This window comes from Agromyces salentinus, from assembly GCF_009749395.1.
GTDB lineage: Bacteria > Actinomycetota > Actinomycetes > Actinomycetales > Microbacteriaceae > Agromyces > Agromyces salentinus.
Window position 1 is genome coordinate 44111 of the sequence record NZ_WBIR01000017.1, and the last position, 17136, is coordinate 61246.

The window sequence follows — 17136 nt, forward strand, 5'->3', positions numbered from 1 at the left end:
TGATTATCCCGCGACCGGAATCGACTGCGCCTTCAGCGCGTCGACGGTCGTCTTCTGCGCGTTCTCGAGGGACTCGAAGAGCGTGCCCTGGCCGCTCGCGGCCGCCTTGAACCCGTCGGCGACGTCGGCGTAGGTCTGCGTCATCGTCGGTCCCCACACGAAGTCGGGGTTGACCTGGGTCGCGGCCTCCTTGAACACGTCGTAGATCTTCTGCCCGCCGTAGAACTCGACGCCCTCCTGCAGCGACGGCAGGTCCAGGCCGGCGACGGTGGCGGGATAGATGTTGGCCGAGGTGTTGAGCGCCGTGAGCGCCTCGTCGGAGGTGTTCAGCCAGAGTGCGAACTTCGTGGCCTCGTAGACGTGCTCGCTGCCCTTGAAGACCGCGACGGACGAGCCGCCCCAGTTGCCGGCCTTCGCCTCGCCCGAGTTCCACTGCGGCGCGAGCGCGACCGACCACTTGCCCGCCGTGTCCGGCGCACCGGAGGCGATGGAGTTCGCGCCCCACACGGCGGAGTTCCACGACCAGACCTCGCCCGAGTTGTAGGCGTTGTTCCACTCGTCGGTCCAGGCCGGGTAGGTCGAGACGAGGTCCTCGTCGAGGAGCTCCTGCCAGTAGTCGGCCACCGTCTTGGAGGCCTCGCCCGTCAGGTCGACGGTCCACTCGTCACCGTCGTTCTGGAACCACTGCCCGTCGGCCTGCCAGACGAATCCGGCGAACTGGTTGATGTCGGTCTGGGAGAAGTTCGTGATGTACCCGCCGGCGGCGCGCACCTGCTTCGCGGCCTCCTTGTACTCGTCCCACGTGGTGGGCACGGCGATGCCGTTGGCCTCGAAGAGGTCGGAGCGGTAGAACAGGCCCATGGGGCCGGAGTCCTGCGGCACGCCGTAGATCTCGTCGTCCGTGCCGAGCGTGACCTGACCCCAGGTCCACGGCACGAACTGCTCCTCGGCGGCGACGACGTCGGCGCACGCGGCGAGGTCCTCGAGGCCGTCCTGGACGCGGAAGTTCGGCAGCGCGTCGTACTCGATCTGGCCGAGGTCGGGCGCGTTGCCGGCCTTCAGCTGGTTGAAGAAGTTCTGGTACGTGCCCGAGTTGCCGTTCGGCCCGGTCTGCACCGCGACCTGGATGTCGGGGTTCTCCTCGTTCCACATCTGCACGGCATCCTCGATGCCGGGGATCCACGAGGTGAACGTGAGGTCGACCTTGCCGTCGCTCGGCGTGCAGTCGCCGGCAGCGCTTGAGCCGCCGTCCCCGCTCGCCGTCGAGCATCCGGCCAGTGCGAGCGTGCCGACGAGCGCGAACGCTGCGAGGGCCTTCGTCGTGTGCTGCATACTGATCCTTCTCTTGGTGGGGATGCCGCCCGGCGAGTCCGGGCGACGTGGGTGTTACTTGAGCGCGCCCGCTCCGAGCCCGTTGCGCCAGAAGCGCTGCAGGGCGAGGAAGGCGACGATGAGGGGGACGATCGAGAGCAACGCCCCGATGAGCACGTAGCTGCGGAGCTCGGGGATCTGGTTGAGCTGCGAGTTCCACGTGTAGAGGCCGAACGTCACCGGGAACAGCTCCTCGCTGCGCAGCATGATCAGCGGCAGGAAGAAGTTGTTCCAGATGGCCACGAATTGGAAGAGGAACACCGTCACGAGGGCGGGCGACATCAGGCGGATCGACACCGTGAAGAAGGTGCGCACCTCGCCGGCGCCGTCGATACGGCTCGCCTCGATGAGTTCGTCGGGCACGGATGCGGCGGCGAAGATGCGTGTCAGGTAGACGCCGAACGGGCTCACGATCGACGGCAGGAACACCGCCCAGAAGGTGTTCGTCAGTCCGACCGTGCTGAACAGCAGGAAGAGCGGAAGGGCGAGCGCAGTTGCGGGCACGAGGACGCCGCCGAGCACGACGTTGAAGATGACCTCCCGGCCCGGGAAGCGGTACTTCGCCAGCGCGTACCCGCACATGGCCGCGATGAGGGTGCCGATGAGGCCGCCCAGGCCCGCGTAGAGCACGCTGTTGCCGAGCCACTTCCAGTAGACGCCGCCGCGGTACTCGAAGAGGGCCGTGACGTTCTCGATGAAGTTGAAGTCGGCGAACCAGAGCCCGGGGGTCGTGAGCAACTGGCCGGGGCTCTTGGTCGAGGCCACGAGCAGCCACCAGATCGGCACCAGGAAGTACAGCGTGAACACGGCCATCACCAGCATGGCGGCGGTGCGCGACATCAGCTTCTCCCGAGGCCCCCGCGCACGGGGGGCGCCCTTCGACCCGACGACTCCGGGCATGGCGGTCGTTGCGGTCATTCGGCGGCATCCTTGCGCTGGGTGATCTTCAGGAAGGTGAAGCTGAGGGCGAACGTCGCGAGCGCGAGCACGACCGAGAAGGCGGCCGCGAGGCTCGAGTTCGGCACCGACGCCGTGGCGTAGATGGTCATGTTCGGCGTGTAGGTGCTGATCACGGCCGACGAGAACGAGGCGAAGACCTGCGGCTCCGCGAGCAGCTGCAGCGTGCCGATGATGGAGAAGACCGCGGTCAGCAGGATCGCCGGGCGCACGAGCGGGATCTTGATCGACCAGGCGATACGCCACTGGCTCGCGCCATCGAGCCGCGCCGCCTCGTAGAGCTCGGTCGGGATGGAGAGCAGCGAGGAGTAGATGATCAGCATGTTGTAGCCGACGAAGACCCACGTGACGACGTTGGCGATCGACCACAGCACGAGGTCCGCACCGAGGAAGTCCACGTTCTGCGTGAGGGCGGTGAACGGCGAGAGATTGGGGCTGAACATGAAGCCCCACATGATGGCGGCGATCACGCCCGGCACCGCGTAGGGCACGAAGAACGCGAGCCGGAAGAAGCGCTTGCCCTTCACGAGCGGCGAGTCGAGGAGCAGTGCGAACAGCAACGCGAGGCCGAGCATGACGGGCACCTGCACGATGCCGAAGGTCAGCACCCGGACGACTGATGCCCAGAACGGCCCGTTCTGGAACACGAGCGCGTACTGCGCGAATCCGCCGAAGACCTCGGTCGCCTCGCCGAACGTGCCCTCGCGCTCGACGACGAGCATCGACTGCCAGACCGCCTGCAGGATCGGGATCAGGTAGAAGAGCACGAACAGGATGCCGAACGGCACGATGAACACGGCGATCGCGCCTTTGTGGCGCACCGGGATCCGTCGGCGCCCCGCCGGTCGGTCTCCGGACGCGCGGGTGGCGATCTCGGCTGGTGCGGTGGTCATGCCGCCTCCTCTCTGATGATGCGGATGCCGTAGGCGGGCACGGTGACCGCTCCGGCGACGGGCGACGAGGTCACGAGATCGAAGCCGACCGCGTCGACCGCGGCGGGCGCCGCCCCGTGGTTGATGGCGAAGAGGTAGCTGCGGTCGTCGCCCGAGCGCCGGACGACCTCGAGGTCGGGCCCCGCGCCGGCGGGCCGGCCGACGCCGGCCTCGTCGGCGATGCGAACGACGAGGTCGCGGTATGCGGCGGGGTCGGGCTGCGTGGCGAGGTACCAGGCGGCACCCGTCCCGTGCGCGTTCCGGGTCACGGCCGGGAGACCCGGGACCGGGCCGTCGACGAAGGCCTCCAGCGACTCGGCGGTCGTGAGCGCGAGGTGCTCCGACCACAGCCGGGCCGTCCCGCCCGACGCCAGGCGGGCGTCCGCACCGGGTCGCAGCGGGGCGAACTCCTCGACGCGGATGCCGAGCAGGTCGGTGAACGCCCCGGGATACCCGCCGAGGCGGACACGGTCGTTCTCGTCGACGATGCCGCTGTAGAAGGTCACGAGCGTCGTCCCGCCGTCGGCCACGAAGGACGCGAGGTTCGCCGCGGCGGCGTTCGTCACGCTGTAGAGCGCGGGGACGACCACGAGCCGATACCCCGTGAGGTCGGCATCCGGGTGCACGACGTCGACCGTCGCACCCGCGCCCCGGAGGGCCGCGTACGCCGCGTGCACCTGGTCGAGGTACTCGACCGCGTGGCTCGGGCGGTTGTCGGCGTCGGTCGCCCACCACGCGTCCCAGCTGAACAGCACGGCCGCGTCGGCCACGACGCGCGTCCCGGTCACCTCGCCGAGGCGTCCGACGAGCCCGCCGAAGTCGACGACCTCGCGCCAGACGTCGCTGTCGGTGCCGGCGTGCGGCAGCAGCGCGGAGTGGAACTTCTCGGACCCCTGAGCCGACGCACGCCATTGGAAGAAGCAGATGCCGTCGGCGCCGCGGGCGATGTGCTGCACGGCGTTGCGAGTCATCTCGCCCCTCGCCTTGGCGATGTTGTGGGGCTGCCAGTTCACGGCGCTCGTGGAGGTCTCCATGAGGATCCACGGCTCCCCCGCCGCGATGCCGCGGGTGAGGTCCGCCGCGAAGGCGAGCTCGGTGGTCGGATCGGCGAGCCGGTTGTCGAGGTAGTGGTCGTTCGCAACGACGTCCATCTCGGCCGCCCAGGAGAAGTAATCGAGATTGCGGATGTGCGCGGTGACCATGAAGTTCGTGGTGATGGGAGCCGCGCTGCGGGCGCGGATGACCTCGGCCTCGGCACGGTAGTAGTCGAGGAGCTCATCGGAGCTGAATCGGTGGAAGTCGAGCACCTGCCCGGGGTTGCGCGTCGAGAGGGTGCGCATCGGGGTCAGGATCTCGGCCCAGTCGTCGTAGCGCTGGCTCCAGAAGCTCGTGCCCCACGCACGGTTGAGCGCCTCGATGCTGCCGTAGCGCCGTTCGAGCCAGCGACGGAACGCCGCGGTGCTCTCGGCGCAGTGGCAGAGGGCGTTGTGGCAGCCGAGCTCGTTCGAGACGTGCCAGAGCTCGACGTTCCCGTGCGAGCCGTAGCGTTCGGCGACCTGCGCGACGAGGGCGAGCGCGTAGCGCCGGAAGACGGGCGATGACGGGCACCAGGCCTGTCGCCCGCCGGGGTACCTGGTGGTGCCGTCGTCGGCGACCGGGAGGATCTCGGGATGCCGCGTGGTCAGCCACGGCGGCGGCGAGGCGGTGGCCGTGCCGAGGTTCACGCGGATTCCGGCATCCGCCAGCAGTTCCATGATCGAGTCGAGCGCGGTGAAGTCGAACGAGCCCTTGCGCGGGTTGACCTGCGACCAGCCGAAGATGTTGATCGCGACGAGGTCCACGCCCGCCTCGCGCATGAGCCGGACGTCCTCGGGCCAGACCGCGGCATCCCATTGCTCGGGGTTGTAGTCGCAGCCGAAGGCGATGCCGTCGTGGCGCCAGCGGCGTCGGTCGGGCCGCTCGGTGGTCGAGGGCTGCATGTGTTCTCCGGCTTCGTTCAGATTTCTGTGAACGTGCACAGATCAGCCGGTTTCGTCTCCGCGCTGAGATTTCTGTGAACGTGCACAGAGTATCCAGACCGGCTTCGGAATGTCAACCCGTGGGCGCGCCCGCCGCCGGTACAGTGTTGCCATGTCGACGCAATCACCACGCCGCAAGCGGGCGACCGTGCACGACGTCGCCATCGAGGCCGGCGTCTCCCGCGGCACGGTCAGCCGCGTCGTCAACGGCGAGCGCTACGTCTCCGACGAGGCCAGGGCGGCCATCGAGGCCGCGATCGTGAAGGTCGGCTACGTGCCGAACACCGCCGCCCGGAACCTCGTCATGCAGCGCACCCAGGCCGTCGCGTTCATCGTCCACGAGCCCGGTCCCCTCTTCGTCGAAGACCCCAACATCGGCGAGATCCTGCTCGGCGCCAACGCGACGCTCTCCGCTGCGGACTACCAGATGACGATCCTCGTCGTCGACTCCGAGCGAGACACCGAACGCGTCGCCCGGTTCCTCCGTGGTGGCTTCGTGGACGGGCTCATCATGGTCTCCGCCCGCACCGACGACCCCATCACCCGCGTCATCGAGCAGCTCGAACTGCCCGCCGCATTCGTCGGGCACCCGCCCGGCCTCACCGCGGCGTGGGTCGGCATCGACAATCGCGGCTCCGCACGTGCCGTCACGGAACGCCTCGTGGCGACCGGACGGCGGCACATCGGCATGATCGCCGCCGCGCTGGACCGCGACTCGGGCGTCGACCGGCTCCAGGGCTTCACCGACGCACTCGGCGACCGGTTCCGGAGCGACCTCGTCGAGTCGGTCCCGCTGTACTCCTACTCCGCCGGCGTCGACGGCATGCGCGCCCTCCTCGCCCGCCGGCCCGAGATCGACGGCGTCTTCGCGGCATCCGACGCCGTCGCCGCCGGGGCCATCGAGGCGCTCCGCGAAGCCGGCCGGAGCATCCCCGACGACGTCGGCGTCGTCGGATTCGACGACAGTGCCTGGGCCAGGCGCACGCACCCCGGCCTCTCGACCGTGCGGCAGCCCGCCGCCGGACTCGGGCGGGCCGCGGCCGAGAGCGTGCTCGCCCAGCTCGGCGGCGAGCAGCCCCTCGTCGACGGCATCATGGTCGAGACCGCGATCGTCTGGCGCGAGTCGGCGTAGGGGCCCGCCGTTCAGTCGAGCGAGAGGTTCGGCAGCGCCCGGATGCCGAAGCGATGTCGCAGCGCGCTGCGCGCGGCGTACCAGCCGTTGAGGCCGGTCACCCCCGGCCCGGGCGGCGTCGACGCCGAGGCGAGGAAGACGCCTTCGATCGGGGTGCGCCACGGGTCCGTGGAGACCACGGGCCGCCGCAGCAGCTGACCGATAGTGGGCGCGCCCGATGCGATGTCGCCGAGCACGTAGTTGGGGTCGTACTGCTCCATCTGCATCGCGGTGCGGCCGGCCGCCGCGAGGATCAGGTCGCGGAACCCCGGGGCGAACCGCTCGAGCTGCGCTGTGACGGCCTCCCGCTGGTCGAGGCCCGATCCGCGCGGCACGTGCGTGTACGCCCAGAGGACCTGCGCTCCCTCGGGCGCGCGGGTCCCGTCGATGATCGAGGGCTGCGCGACGAGCACGTAGGGGGATGCCGCATGCCGGCCCCGGGCGACATCGCGCTCCGCCCGGGCGATTTCGGCCCTGGTTCCGCCGACGTGCACCGTGCCCACCGAGCGCAGCTCGGGGTTGGTCCACGGCACCGGCCCGGAGAGCGCGAAGTCGACCTTGGCGACCCCGTTGCCGTACGCGAACCTTCCGAGCGCCCTGGCGTAGGCGTGCGGCATCCGGTCACCGGCGATCGCGAGCAGCGCCTTCGGGGTGACGTCGAACACGGTCGCCCGAGCCCGAGGCAGTTGGGCGAGGTCGGCGACCTCGACGCCCGTGGTGATCGTGCCGCCGTGCGCGCGGAGGTCGTCGGCGAGCGCGTCGACGATCGCCTGGCTGCCGCCGACGGGGATCGGCCAGCCGCGCGCGTGCGCGTAGGTCGCGAGCGCGAGCCCGGCGCCGGCCGGCGCGAGCCCGGGCAGCGGCAGGATCGTGTGCGCGGCGACGCCGGTCAGCATCGCGGGCGCGGCATCCTCGGCGAAGCGCAGGTTCCAGAGCGGCGACCCCTGCTCGAGGGCCCGCAGCCCGAATCGCACGGCGGTCAGCGGGTCGGGCGGCACTCCGAGCAGGTTGCTCCCGGTGAACGCCGCGACGCCATCCGCCCGGTCCACGAGCGGCGCCATCAGGCGTCGATACGCCGGCCCGTCGCGCCCGAGTCCGGCGGCCGTTCGGTCGAGGTCGCGGTAGGCGACGGCGGCTCGGCCCCCGTCGAGCGGATGCCCGTAGGCGGCTTCCGGATGGCGCAGCTCGATGCGTCGGCCCAACTGGAACTCGCGGAAGAACCGCGATGCGAGGGCCATCGGATGCACCGCCGAACACACGTCGTGGCGGAATCCGGGCAGCGTGAGCTCCTTCGTGCGCGCACCGCCCCCGATGGTGTCGTCCCGCTCGAGGACGTGCACCCGCAGCCCCGCGCGCGCGAGGGTCACCGCGGCCGCGAGCCCGTTCGGGCCCGCACCCACGACGACGGCGTCGGCGTCCGTCACCGCGCGCCCCCCGTTCGCGACCACGGTCCGATCGCGAGCGCCCAGGCTGCGACCACCGCCCCGGCGGCAGCCCCGATCCCGGCCGCGGCACGGCGGTGCGTGACCGCCCAGACCTGTGGCGACCACGGAAGCGACTGCGCTCCGAAGCCGCCCCGCGCCTGCACGTCGCCCGGCGATGGCGCGTACAGGTTCGGGGGCAGTATCGCGCCGCGCGCCCGCCTGGCCTCCTGGACGCGATAGCCGAACGTCGCCGCGCCCCAGTCGAGCACCCGACCCGAGATGCGATTGCCGAGGATCGCGAACGCCGTCGGCTCGCCGACCCAGGACCGGCGGCGCGGGCGGCGCACCACGGCCATGACGGCGCGCGCGCCGACCTCGGGCTGGAAGATGACGGGCACCGGGCGTGAGCGCGCGGGCGTGAGGTTCTTCACCCAGCTGTAGAACGGGGTGTTCAGCGCCGGCATGTCGATCTGCGAGAGCCGGACACGGCTCCGGTGGTGGAGCAGCTCGGTCGACACCGACTCGGTGAAGATCCGGCTCGCCGCCTTCGCCGCGCAGTACGACGAGAGCAGCGGGATGCCGCGATGCGCGAGCGCCGAGGAGATCTGGATCACGTGGCCGCGATCGCGCGGCACCATCCGCCGCAGTGCCGCACGCGTGCCGTTCACGAGGCCCAGGTACGTCACCTCGGTGACCCGTCGGAAGTCCTCCGCCTCGACGTCGAGGAACTCCCCGTGCACGGCGCCGATCGGGCCGTTCACCCAGAGGTCGATGGGTCCGAGCTCGGCCTGGACACGCGCACCTGCGTCCTCGACGCCCTCGGCATCGGCCACGTCCACGGATGCCGCGAGCCCACGTCGCCCGCGCTGCTCGACCTCGGCGACGGTCGAGGCGAGCCGCGCCTCATCGCGCGCGATCACGCCGACGTCCCACCCCGCATCGGCCAGCTCGCGGACGACGGCGCGACCGAGGCCGGCGGATCCGCCGAGCACCACGGCCACCGGGGCCATCAGGACTCGCCGTTCTGCTGCCGGCCCTCCGCCACGAACGCCAGGCGGCGCAGCGTCTCGCGGTTGCGCACGTACAGCATTGGCTCGGTGAGCGCTCGGGGCACCCACGACCCGGGCCCCTCGACGGCCTCCTCCTGGATCCGGACGAGGCATCCGTCGCCGTGGCGGCGTACGTCGATGGTGACGCGGGCCTCGCCGATCGGCCATCCCTTGGCACGGAACACCGCGCGACGCGGCGGGTCCCACTCGAGGCTCACGGTCTCGTCGTCGATGAGGGCGGGCCAGACGCCCACGGAATGCGCGAGGCTGCTGCCCGCCTGAGGCCATGCGGCCTCGACGTCACGCATCCGCGACGCGCCGACGACCCACGTCGGGTAGAGCCAGCCGTCCGCGAGCACGGCGAAGACGGCTGACGGGGTGCAGTCCATGGACTTGACGTTGCGCGACATCGGTCATCCCTTCCGGCCAGGGCATCCGGCCATGGTCGTCACGATCACTCGGCCTCGACGCTGCTCTGCTCGTGCGGCGTTCCGACCGGCTTGGACTCGGCCGAGCCGCGTTGCCGGAGGAAGATCGAGAGTGCGACCATGCTGCCGACCGCGAGGAACTCCGACTGCCAGTTCTGCAGCGTGCGGTTCCAGAAGTCCGCGGAGACGAGGTACGCCGCCCAGTCGACGGCGGGCTGCCCGTGCTCGGCCTGCTCGGCGTTGAGGGCCACCATCCCCGCGATGGACTGCGCCAGCCACGAGAGCAGGAAGATGGCGCCCATGACGATGAGGAGCGAGTTGGAGTAGATCCAGCGCTTCCACCCGTCCGCCTTCGCCCACGCCGGCGAGTCCGGCTTGGCGAATCGGCCGACGAGCTGCGCCTCATCGGAGTCGATGCCCTCGTCGCCCGGCTTCTTGGACTCGGGGCTGCCGCGCTGCACCAGCCAGATGGTCGTCAGGATGAACAGGAAGAACTGGAGGTACTCGGACTGCCAGTTCTCCGCCACGTCGACGACGAACTGGGAGGAGAGGAGGTACTCGCCGAAGCCGACCGGCGGGAGTCCGTGCGAGGCCTGCTCCTCGTTGGTCAGGGCGAGGCCCGTGACGGCCTGGCCGATGAGCGCCGCCACGAAGATGACCGCGAAGAAGATGCTCAGCGCATGCTGTCGTATCCGCATCAGACCGACCTCCCCAGGAGACCGATCACCAGCATGTACGCCAGCCCGGCGACGATGAAGACCAACCAGCCCGTGAAGACGATTCTCATGCTCGCACGCTATCCCCGTCGCCCGCGTTGCCGGCAGGGCCTTGCGCGAGCGCACCGCAACGCGGTAGCAGTGCGCCCGTCGGCGACGCTCGATTTCGGGGCGATGGCGCCTGCAGGCGCGCAGTTCGTGCGTTCCCGGGCGGCATGAACGCCTGTCACGAGCGAGACTGTCAAGCCCTGCAGATCGACGGCTCGCCGATGCTACAAGGGAACATGCCCGACGTCCGCGCGCAGTTCGGCCGCACGACTTCCGCGCGGTTCTTCGTCTCCCGCGCCCCGAGCGGGTCCGGATCGCATGGCCTCCGGTTCCGGGTGCTCGCCTCGACCGCGGCGCAGGCCTCACAGAGTTCGCGCGCCTACGTGCTGATCCACGGCGTCGGGATGTCGCACCGGTACTTCTCGCGCCTGCACGAGGAGCTCGCCGGGACCGACGACGTCTACTCCGTCGACCTGCCCGGGTTCGGGGGCCTCCCGAAGCCCGGCACCGATCTCGACGTCCCCGCGATGGCCGCCGCGCTCGGCGGGGTCCTGGACACGACGGTGGCCCTGACTGCGGACGAGATCATCCTGGTGGGCCACTCCATGGGCGCCCAGTGGGCCGTCGAACTCGCAGCGGAGCGTCCCGACCTCGTGCACGGCGTCGTCATCGTGGGACCGGTCGCTGATGAACGGCACCGATCGCTTCGCGCGCAATCCGTCGCGCTCGCGGTCGACACCCTCGGCGAGCCGCCATCGGTCAACGCGACGGTGCTCTCCGACTACCTGCGCTGCGGTCCGCGGTGGTACCTGCGACAGGCCGCGCACATGCTGGCGTACCGACTCGAGGACCGCGTGCGCGACCTGCGGATGCCGCTGCTCGTCGTCCGCGGCGGCGACGACCCCATCGCAGGGGCGGTCTGGTGCCGTCGACTGCGTGACCGCGCGCCGCGCGGCTCGCCCGTCGTCGTGCCCCAGCGGAACCACGTCGTGCAGCAGACCGCTCCCCGAGCCGTCGCCGACGCGCTCCGGGCCTGGCGGCGCCCAGACGGACTGCATGGGAGCCGGCGCTTCGCCGGTCAGCGGCCGATGGAGCAGAGCCTGAAAACGCCGAATCCACCAGGCCCTCACTCCCGCTCGGGGTGAGGCTCCTGGTGGATCAGGGTGTTGGAGCCGCCTGTGGGAATCGAACCCACGACCTTCTCACATGGGTTCGATTCTCCATTGACCCATAGGGCGACGTGAATCGCGCGGGAACGCCTCGAAAGAACTCGACCTGATCAGGAATTCTCGCCTGAATATGGTTCCATTCTAGTTCCGCCACGGGTGTCCTCTCGACTCTTCTCGATCTGCTTCGCCTCGGCTCGACGGCGTGAGCAAGGCAATAAACGCCGAATAAGAGGTCGCGCCCAGGCGCTGGACGGCGAAGCCGAGTCTCCTCAATAGAACCCGAGCTCGCTACCGGCGCGTTCGATGTCGCGCATGCGATCGGAGGCCCCGTCGCCGAGGCGATCGAGAGTGGAGGCGATCACCGCTTCGACGAGCCCGCGTACCGGGGTCATGGCCCTGACGCCGGTTCGATCCTCACGTCCGCTTCGAGGAGAAATGAAAGACCACCTCTACTTGCCTGTTCGACGTGAGCGGTCACAATTGTGACTCACGTACGCGCGACCGCCGAACGAGTCGGTCGAGGCTCACCGCGCGGGCTGTGACCGGTCAAGCAACGCCGATCCAAGACCCTCGCTCGCAGTGGCGTCCGCGCGCTCGAGATCGGACGGCACACCATCATCGGGCGCGGATGGGTGTGACGTTCTCGGGCGGCTTCGGACCCCGGGCCGCACCGCGGGTCGGGCAGCTCACCGCGCCTTCGCTCGTGACGGCGACCTCGAGCCTGCCGAGGTTGGTGATTTCCACGGCTACCTGATCACCATCGGAGACTTGGCCGATTCCGGCAGGGGTTCCCGTCGTGATGATGTCGCCCGGTTGCAGCGACATGACTGAGGATGCGTAGGAGATGAGGCGAGGCACGTCCCAGATCAGGTCGCGCACGTCGGCATCTTGCCGGAGCTCGCCGTTCACCCAGGTGCGGAGCCGCATGTTCTCGGGCGGCCCTGCTTCGTCGGGGGTGACGAGGTAGGGTCCGACGGGTGTGAAGCTGTCGAACGACTTCCGGGTGGATCGGTCTTCTCCTCCGCGCATGGTCATGTCGAGCAGCGTGGTGTAGCCCGCCACATAGTTGAGGGCGTCGTCGATGGAGACGTGTGATGCTGGCCGGCCGATGACGACAGCGAGTTCGCCCTCTTGATCGAAGCGGCGGTCCGTATACGGCAGCCGCACGACTCCGCCGGATCCGAGCACCGATGAGGTGGCTTTGAGGAAGATGCCAAGGGCGTCGATGTGGAAGTCTTCCTGCATCTCAGCTTGATGGTCGCGATAGTTCACCGGTGCGGCGATGATTTTCGGAGGGTCGGGCACGATCGAGGCGAAACGCACGGATGCCAGTGGCAGACGCTGGCCGTCGAGATCGCCGATGACGTCCGCGAGCGGAACATCCTTGGCCAGCAAAGCACGCATTGGGCTGACGGTCCCACGGGATACCTGGTCGCCGAGCCGGCTGGTCACGTCGACGACGAAATCGTCGTCGACCACCCCCAACCGATAGTCGCCGACATCGTCAGTGAAGCTCAAGAGTTTCATCGCAGGGGCTCCAGTTCTCGCTCTACGGGTCCGAGCAGGTTTTCGAGTGCGTCGTCGTACATCCAGGCGAGCTCGCGGTAGTCATCAGGGGCACGCATGCGCAGGTAGCGGTCGCGGAACGCCCGAAATCCTGGGTCAGTGGTGTGCCAGGATTCGCCCCAGGGTCGAGCCGACCGCTGACAGCGTGTCGTTCTCGGCACGCGGAGTCGGTCGTAGTTGACCAGGCCGGAGATGTCGTCGACCTGTCCGGCGAGGCTTGCTGCGAGAACGAGGCCGTCCTCGAGCGCCTGACATGCACCCTGACCGAGGTATTGGAGCATGGGATGCGCTGCGTCCCCGATGAGGACGGCTCGGCCCGCGACGAAGGTGTCCAGCGGGTCCTTGTCGAAGTTGGGGTAGGCGGTGGCATCGGTGTGTGCTGCGACCGTGGTGCGTACCGCGTCGCACATCGGGCTGAACCGCTCGAGCAGTTCTTCGCTGTTACCCCAGTCGTCGCGTCCCTCGGCTTTGCGCAGCGTCCGGAATACGGCCACCTGGTTGTACATCGTGCCGCTTCGCACGGGGTACTGCATCAGGTGCACGTTCGGACCGATCCACAACCGCACTTCGGACGGGAATTCAGCGGCGATGCTCGAGTCGATGGGCGTTGCACCCCGGAATGCGACGTACCCGCTGAAGACGGGCGCATCGGTGGCGATGAGGCGCCGCACCTTCGAGTTGAGGCCGTCCGCGCCGACGACGAGCTTCGCCGTGAGTTCCGCGTCGCCTTCGCATCGGACGCGCATCCGGTCTCCCTCGTCGGCCACTTCGATGACCGTCGTGTTGTTCTGCAGCGTGATGTTCGGGTGGGCGCGGCACGCTTCGAGCAGTGGGGCGAGTACGTCGTTTCGGTGGATGACGAGATAGGGGTACCCGAAGCGTTCGGTGAACGCCTCGCCGAGGTCGAGCGTGGTCAGTTCCTCGCCCGTCAGCGCGTCGGATACGACACCTCGTCGAGGAAAGACCGCGGTGCCGTAGATCTGGTCGAGCACGCCGAGTCGGTCGAGCGCGCGGACGGCGTTCGGCCCGACTTGGAGCCCCGCTCCCACTTCGGAGAACTGGGGGGCGCGTTCGAGGAGGTGCACGGGGACGCCGGTATTCGCGAGTGCGAGGGCGGTGCCGAGACCTCCGATTCCTCCACCGACGACGATGACGTCGTGATCTGTCCGGGTCACGATTGCTCCTTCAGATGGGGCGAGTGTGGGGTGGTTCGTTGGTTCGGACCGGAGCTCACGAGCTCCGCAAGACCCGGACCTGGGGTACCGGCTCGGATGGGCGTGCACGACGCGGGGAAGTCGGTGCGAAACTGCGCCGCCTCATCGATGAGCGCATCGAGAAACGCCGGCAGAAGTGCCATGCCGGCGGGATGCCCGTCGTGGAGCACGACGACGGCCTCGTCGGTGCCGCGGCATCCTTCAAGGGCTGCCTCGATCCAGTCATCCGGGCGCTGCCAGTCCCGGGGTACGACGTTCCAGAGGGCCATGGTGTAGCCGCCCTCGAACAGCGTCTGTACGGCTTCTTCGTTGAGCAGCCGGTGATCGATGACCGCGCCGGGCGCCGCCCCGACCGGGCGGAACAACTGAGGGGCAGGCGCGATCTCCACGATCGCGTGCTGGGTTCTGACGATTTCCGAGCGGGCGTAGCCCGCCCGGTGGACGTCGCCGAAGGGCACGGAATGCGACCAGGTGTGGTTGCCCACCAGGTGACCGCCGTCGCTCATTCGTGCCACGAGTTCAGGGTGCGCGTGCACTTTGTGGCCGACGACGAAGAACACGGCGTGGATGTTCCGCTCCTGCAACGCGTCGAGCACGATCGGCGTGCCGGTCGGGTGTGGGCCGTTGTCGAACGTGAGGGTGACCCGCATCACGACACCTTCGCCAGGGCAGTCTGATGAGGCTGGCGATTGGGGGCGCGTGACATCCGCCGTGCGATGGCAGACGGGGTCCCGGTCAGCGTTGAATCCCGCCAGGTGACGTCGTACTCGTCGCCGCGGCGTGTGATCGTTGCCCCCGTTTCGAGGATGAGTCGGTCGAGAACTTCTGTTGGGAAGTCGGAGAAACTTCCCCCGGTTCCCAGGTCGACGGCGGCCAACCACGTCTGGCGGGCGCGCAGCCATGGCGTGCGCGCAATGGCGATCGGGGCGCCCCGGTCGTCGACGCCGAATCCGTTCCACGCGGCGACCGGCAGGTCCCGCCACTCCACGGCCAGGTGGACTGCGGAATGTTCGACGAGGTGCCGGAGAGCTCGAGGCGGAAGCGTGGCGCCGGTGACAATCGCAGCCGCTCGCTCGCCCGGCGCGTAGGTCGCCGCCAGTGGCCGTTCCTCGCGAAGCGATTCGGCGAGGTTCGCCCAGCCGCGTGCATCGTATCCGACGGTGGCGATGATGGTCCTGCGATCGGCGGGTGCCGCGGGATGGCCTGGCTGATCGTAGCCGCGCTCGGGGAGCTGGGCGAGCCAGCGAAGGAAGTACGCGGTTCCGCGATACGCGAGCAGGAGGTCGCCGGTCGGCCCTCCCAACGCCGTACGAGCGCCGGTCATTTCTCTGGATCCACGATGTGGGTTCGGGCGAAACCGAGGCGCTCGATGACCGGGCCGTCGTTGAAGCGGAACAGGTCGAACGGGCTTTCAGCCTCGATCGACCACGGCACCCAGGATGGGACGACGGCAAGGTCACCGCGACGCATGGCGTGGCGGACCCCGTCGATCACGAAGACACCGGTTCCGTCGAAGACCTGCCATACGGAGGAGCCCACCTCGTGCCGTACCTGGGTCTTCGTTCCTTCCCGAAGCCGGTGGAACTCGGCACGAAGTGTGGGCATGACGTCACCGCCCGTGGTCGGGTTCACATAGCGGATGGCGGCATGGCCCTGTTCGACGGTCGCCGGGTGGCCTTCGTCTTCGAGCTTGAGTTGCTCGGCGACCGCCCGATCGGTGTACTCCCACCGGTAGGCGGCAATCGGGGAACTCACTCGCTCGTCGAGCCCCGAGAGCGGTCGCAGTCCGGGGTAGGCCCAGAGCCGCTCCGACCGCGAGATGTCGGGGCTTGCTTCGTCGGTCACGCGTTCCGTGCCGTACTCGAAGAAGCCGATGTCGATGTGGTCGGACAGCGGCACGTCGAGCCCGTCGATCCAGGCCATCGGCGCGTCGGTGTCGTTGTGGTGTCCGTGGAAATTCCATCCGGGAGTGAGGAGGAAGTCGCCGCGCCGCATCGCGACGGGATCGCCGTTGACGACGGTCCAGACCCCTTCACCCTCCACGACGAATCGAAAGGCGTTTTGTGCATGACGATGCTCGGGCGCAGTTTCCCGCGGACCGAGATATTGGATCGCAGCCCAGATCGTCGGTGTCGCGTAAGGGGCCCCGCCGAGTCCCGGATTGGCAAGGGCGATCGCTCGGCGCTCTCCTCCGCGTCCGACGGGTACGAGTTCTCCCGATCGTGCAGCCAGCGGGTACAGGTCGTCCCAGCGCCACACGAACGGCACCGCGTCAGATCGGGGATGAAAGGTCAGCACCTCGGATGCCTGCGTCCACAAGGGTGCGAGATGGTGCGCCGCGAAATCGGCGTAGAGCTGCTCGAGCTCTGGCGTGGATTCGAGGTCCGCATTCTGCAGGTCTTCTGCGTCTGCCGTGTCAGAGCTCACGGGCGACTCCTTCCTCGAGGACGACGAGTTCTGAGGGCACCAGTTTCCGGAGGAGGCCGTAGTGCAGCTGGCGGTGCACTTCTGCGAGACCTGCCTGATGGATCGGGACGATCACCCGCGGTGCGACGGCACGGGCGAAGTCGATAGCCTCGGACATCTTCATCCACGGGCCGCCGACCGGGAGCAAGAGGATGTCCACCTTTCGGGGCTCGGAATCGAAAGCGTCGCCGGGATGCCACACCTCTCTATCGAGCACGAACCCGGTATTGGCGATCGCGGGGAGCGCGGAGTGGATCTCTGCGTGGGTTCGTCCGGTCGGTTCGACGCGGACTCCGGCGACGTCGAATGCCGAGCCGTCAGAAACCAGGCGGTCGTCCCAACGACTTGGACCGGCGGCCGCGGCGGCTTCCGCGTTCGCGATCAGCACCGCCTTCTGGTTGGCGTCTCGCAGGGCGCCGAGGCGTGCGGCGTCGACGTGGTCGGGGTGTCCGTGCGTCACGGCGATGACGTCCAGGTCGACGAGTTCCTCGAATCCATGCGCGTATGTGCCGGGATCGAACAGCACCCTGGCTCCCGAGGCGGTTTCGGCGAGTACGGCGGCGTGACCGAAGTGGGTGAGCTTCATGATCGGCTTCCTTGTTGGATT

The 17136-nt window shown here is 68.9% G+C and carries 16 protein-coding genes; 2 read left to right on the top strand and 14 right to left on the bottom strand.

Annotated features, from left to right (window positions below; genetic code table 11):
• Positions 1-3: 3 nt before the first annotated feature.
• Genes GQQ95_RS14905 through GQQ95_RS14920 form a run of 4 tightly spaced genes read right to left on the bottom strand, consistent with a single transcriptional unit; the run spans position 4 to position 5239 of the window.
• The gene (locus GQQ95_RS14905) at positions 4-1332 is read right to left on the bottom strand and encodes an ABC transporter substrate-binding protein (protein ID WP_157428464.1); all 1329 of its coding nucleotides are present in this window, start codon (positions 1330-1332) and stop codon (positions 4-6) included.
• 54 nt (positions 1333-1386) lie between these two features.
• Complete coding sequence (locus GQQ95_RS14910) at positions 1387-2289, bottom strand: carbohydrate ABC transporter permease (protein ID WP_246205565.1); 903 nt, start codon at positions 2287-2289, stop codon at positions 1387-1389.
• The gene (locus GQQ95_RS14915) at positions 2286-3221 is read right to left on the bottom strand and encodes a carbohydrate ABC transporter permease (RefSeq protein WP_157428465.1); all 936 of its coding nucleotides are present in this window, start codon (positions 3219-3221) and stop codon (positions 2286-2288) included. The genes GQQ95_RS14910 and GQQ95_RS14915 overlap by 4 nt, the downstream gene beginning before the upstream one ends.
• On the bottom strand, positions 3218-5239 hold the full coding sequence (locus tag GQQ95_RS14920) for a beta-galactosidase (RefSeq protein ID WP_157428466.1): 2022 nt from the start codon (positions 5237-5239) through the stop codon (positions 3218-3220). The genes GQQ95_RS14915 and GQQ95_RS14920 overlap by 4 nt, the downstream gene beginning before the upstream one ends.
• Positions 5240-5390: 151 nt before the next feature.
• Between GQQ95_RS14920 and GQQ95_RS14925 the strand changes: the two genes are divergently transcribed.
• Positions 5391-6410 carry a LacI family DNA-binding transcriptional regulator gene (locus GQQ95_RS14925; RefSeq protein ID WP_157428467.1) on the top strand — a complete coding sequence of 340 codons (1020 nt, stop codon included), beginning with the start codon at positions 5391-5393 and terminating at the stop codon, positions 6408-6410.
• A gap of 11 nt (positions 6411-6421) precedes the next feature.
• On the opposite strand, the gene GQQ95_RS14930 is transcribed toward GQQ95_RS14925, so the two are convergent.
• Genes GQQ95_RS14930 through GQQ95_RS14945 form a run of 4 tightly spaced genes read right to left on the bottom strand, consistent with a single transcriptional unit; the run spans position 6422 to position 10048 of the window.
• A complete protein-coding gene (locus tag GQQ95_RS14930; protein ID WP_157428468.1) occupies positions 6422-7873 on the bottom strand; it encodes a phytoene desaturase family protein in 1452 nt (483 codons plus the stop codon).
• Positions 7870-8883 carry an SDR family oxidoreductase gene (locus GQQ95_RS14935; protein WP_170297083.1) on the bottom strand — a complete coding sequence of 338 codons (1014 nt, stop codon included), beginning with the start codon at positions 8881-8883 and terminating at the stop codon, positions 7870-7872. Before GQQ95_RS14935 ends, GQQ95_RS14930 begins: the two co-directional genes overlap by 4 nt.
• Positions 8883-9332, bottom strand: a complete 450-nt coding sequence (locus tag GQQ95_RS14940; protein ID WP_157428469.1) for an SRPBCC family protein — start codon at positions 9330-9332, stop codon at positions 8883-8885. Before GQQ95_RS14940 ends, GQQ95_RS14935 begins: the two co-directional genes overlap by 1 nt.
• 44 nt (positions 9333-9376) lie before the next feature.
• Positions 9377-10048: a DUF6766 family protein gene (locus GQQ95_RS14945; protein ID WP_157428470.1), complete on the bottom strand. Its 672-nt coding sequence runs from the start codon at positions 10046-10048 to the stop codon at positions 9377-9379.
• A gap of 302 nt (positions 10049-10350) precedes the next feature.
• Here GQQ95_RS14945 and GQQ95_RS14950 point away from each other — a divergent pair, with 302 nt between their 5' ends.
• Positions 10351-11259 (top strand): alpha/beta fold hydrolase, encoded by a 909-nt coding sequence (locus tag GQQ95_RS14950; protein WP_157428471.1) that lies wholly within the window; start codon positions 10351-10353, stop codon positions 11257-11259.
• A gap of 639 nt (positions 11260-11898) precedes the next feature.
• Here the strand turns inward: GQQ95_RS14950 and GQQ95_RS14955 are convergent.
• The 6 genes from GQQ95_RS14955 to GQQ95_RS14980 are packed head-to-tail and all read right to left on the bottom strand — an operon-like array spanning position 11899 to position 17115.
• Positions 11899-12801 (bottom strand): fumarylacetoacetate hydrolase family protein, encoded by a 903-nt coding sequence (locus GQQ95_RS14955; RefSeq protein ID WP_246205567.1) that lies wholly within the window; start codon positions 12799-12801, stop codon positions 11899-11901.
• Between the two features lie 5 nt (positions 12802-12806).
• A complete protein-coding gene (locus GQQ95_RS14960) occupies positions 12807-14024 on the bottom strand; it encodes an FAD-dependent monooxygenase (RefSeq protein WP_157428525.1) in 1218 nt (405 codons plus the stop codon).
• Positions 14021-14713, bottom strand: a complete 693-nt coding sequence (locus GQQ95_RS14965; protein WP_170297084.1) for a polysaccharide deacetylase family protein — start codon at positions 14711-14713, stop codon at positions 14021-14023. Before GQQ95_RS14965 ends, GQQ95_RS14960 begins: the two co-directional genes overlap by 4 nt.
• A complete protein-coding gene (locus GQQ95_RS14970; RefSeq protein WP_157428474.1) occupies positions 14713-15387 on the bottom strand; it encodes a maleylpyruvate isomerase N-terminal domain-containing protein in 675 nt (224 codons plus the stop codon). The genes GQQ95_RS14965 and GQQ95_RS14970 overlap by 1 nt, the downstream gene beginning before the upstream one ends.
• A complete protein-coding gene (locus tag GQQ95_RS14975) occupies positions 15384-16490 on the bottom strand; it encodes a cupin domain-containing protein (RefSeq protein WP_157428475.1) in 1107 nt (368 codons plus the stop codon). Before GQQ95_RS14975 ends, GQQ95_RS14970 begins: the two co-directional genes overlap by 4 nt.
• Positions 16480-17115, bottom strand: coding sequence for an MBL fold metallo-hydrolase (locus GQQ95_RS14980; RefSeq protein ID WP_157428476.1), 636 nt, complete (start codon positions 17113-17115; stop codon positions 16480-16482). Before GQQ95_RS14980 ends, GQQ95_RS14975 begins: the two co-directional genes overlap by 11 nt.
• Positions 17116-17136: the final 21 nt, after the last annotated feature.

Excerpts from the sequence above, each read along its gene's own strand:
- GQQ95_RS14905 (WP_157428464.1), bottom strand. The coding sequence starts at position 1,332 with ATGCAGCACACGACGAAGGCCCTCGCAGCGTTCGCGCTCGTCGGCACG.
- GQQ95_RS14910 (WP_246205565.1), bottom strand. The coding sequence starts at position 2,289 with ATGACCGCAACGACCGCCATGCCCGGAGTCGTCGGGTCGAAGGGCGCC.
- GQQ95_RS14915 (WP_157428465.1), bottom strand. The coding sequence starts at position 3,221 with ATGACCACCGCACCAGCCGAGATCGCCACCCGCGCGTCCGGAGACCGA.
- GQQ95_RS14920 (WP_157428466.1), bottom strand. The coding sequence starts at position 5,239 with ATGCAGCCCTCGACCACCGAGCGGCCCGACCGACGCCGCTGGCGCCAC.
- GQQ95_RS14925 (WP_157428467.1), top strand. The coding sequence starts at position 5,391 with ATGTCGACGCAATCACCACGCCGCAAGCGGGCGACCGTGCACGACGTC.
- GQQ95_RS14935 (WP_170297083.1), bottom strand. The coding sequence starts at position 8,883 with ATGGCCCCGGTGGCCGTGGTGCTCGGCGGATCCGCCGGCCTCGGTCGC.
- GQQ95_RS14940 (WP_157428469.1), bottom strand. The coding sequence starts at position 9,332 with ATGTCGCGCAACGTCAAGTCCATGGACTGCACCCCGTCAGCCGTCTTC.
- GQQ95_RS14945 (WP_157428470.1), bottom strand. The coding sequence starts at position 10,048 with ATGCGGATACGACAGCATGCGCTGAGCATCTTCTTCGCGGTCATCTTC.
- GQQ95_RS14950 (WP_157428471.1), top strand. The coding sequence starts at position 10,351 with ATGCCCGACGTCCGCGCGCAGTTCGGCCGCACGACTTCCGCGCGGTTC.
- GQQ95_RS14965 (WP_170297084.1), bottom strand. The coding sequence starts at position 14,713 with ATGCGGGTCACCCTCACGTTCGACAACGGCCCACACCCGACCGGCACG.
- GQQ95_RS14970 (WP_157428474.1), bottom strand. The coding sequence starts at position 15,387 with ATGACCGGCGCTCGTACGGCGTTGGGAGGGCCGACCGGCGACCTCCTG.
- GQQ95_RS14980 (WP_157428476.1), bottom strand. The coding sequence starts at position 17,115 with ATGAAGCTCACCCACTTCGGTCACGCCGCCGTACTCGCCGAAACCGCC.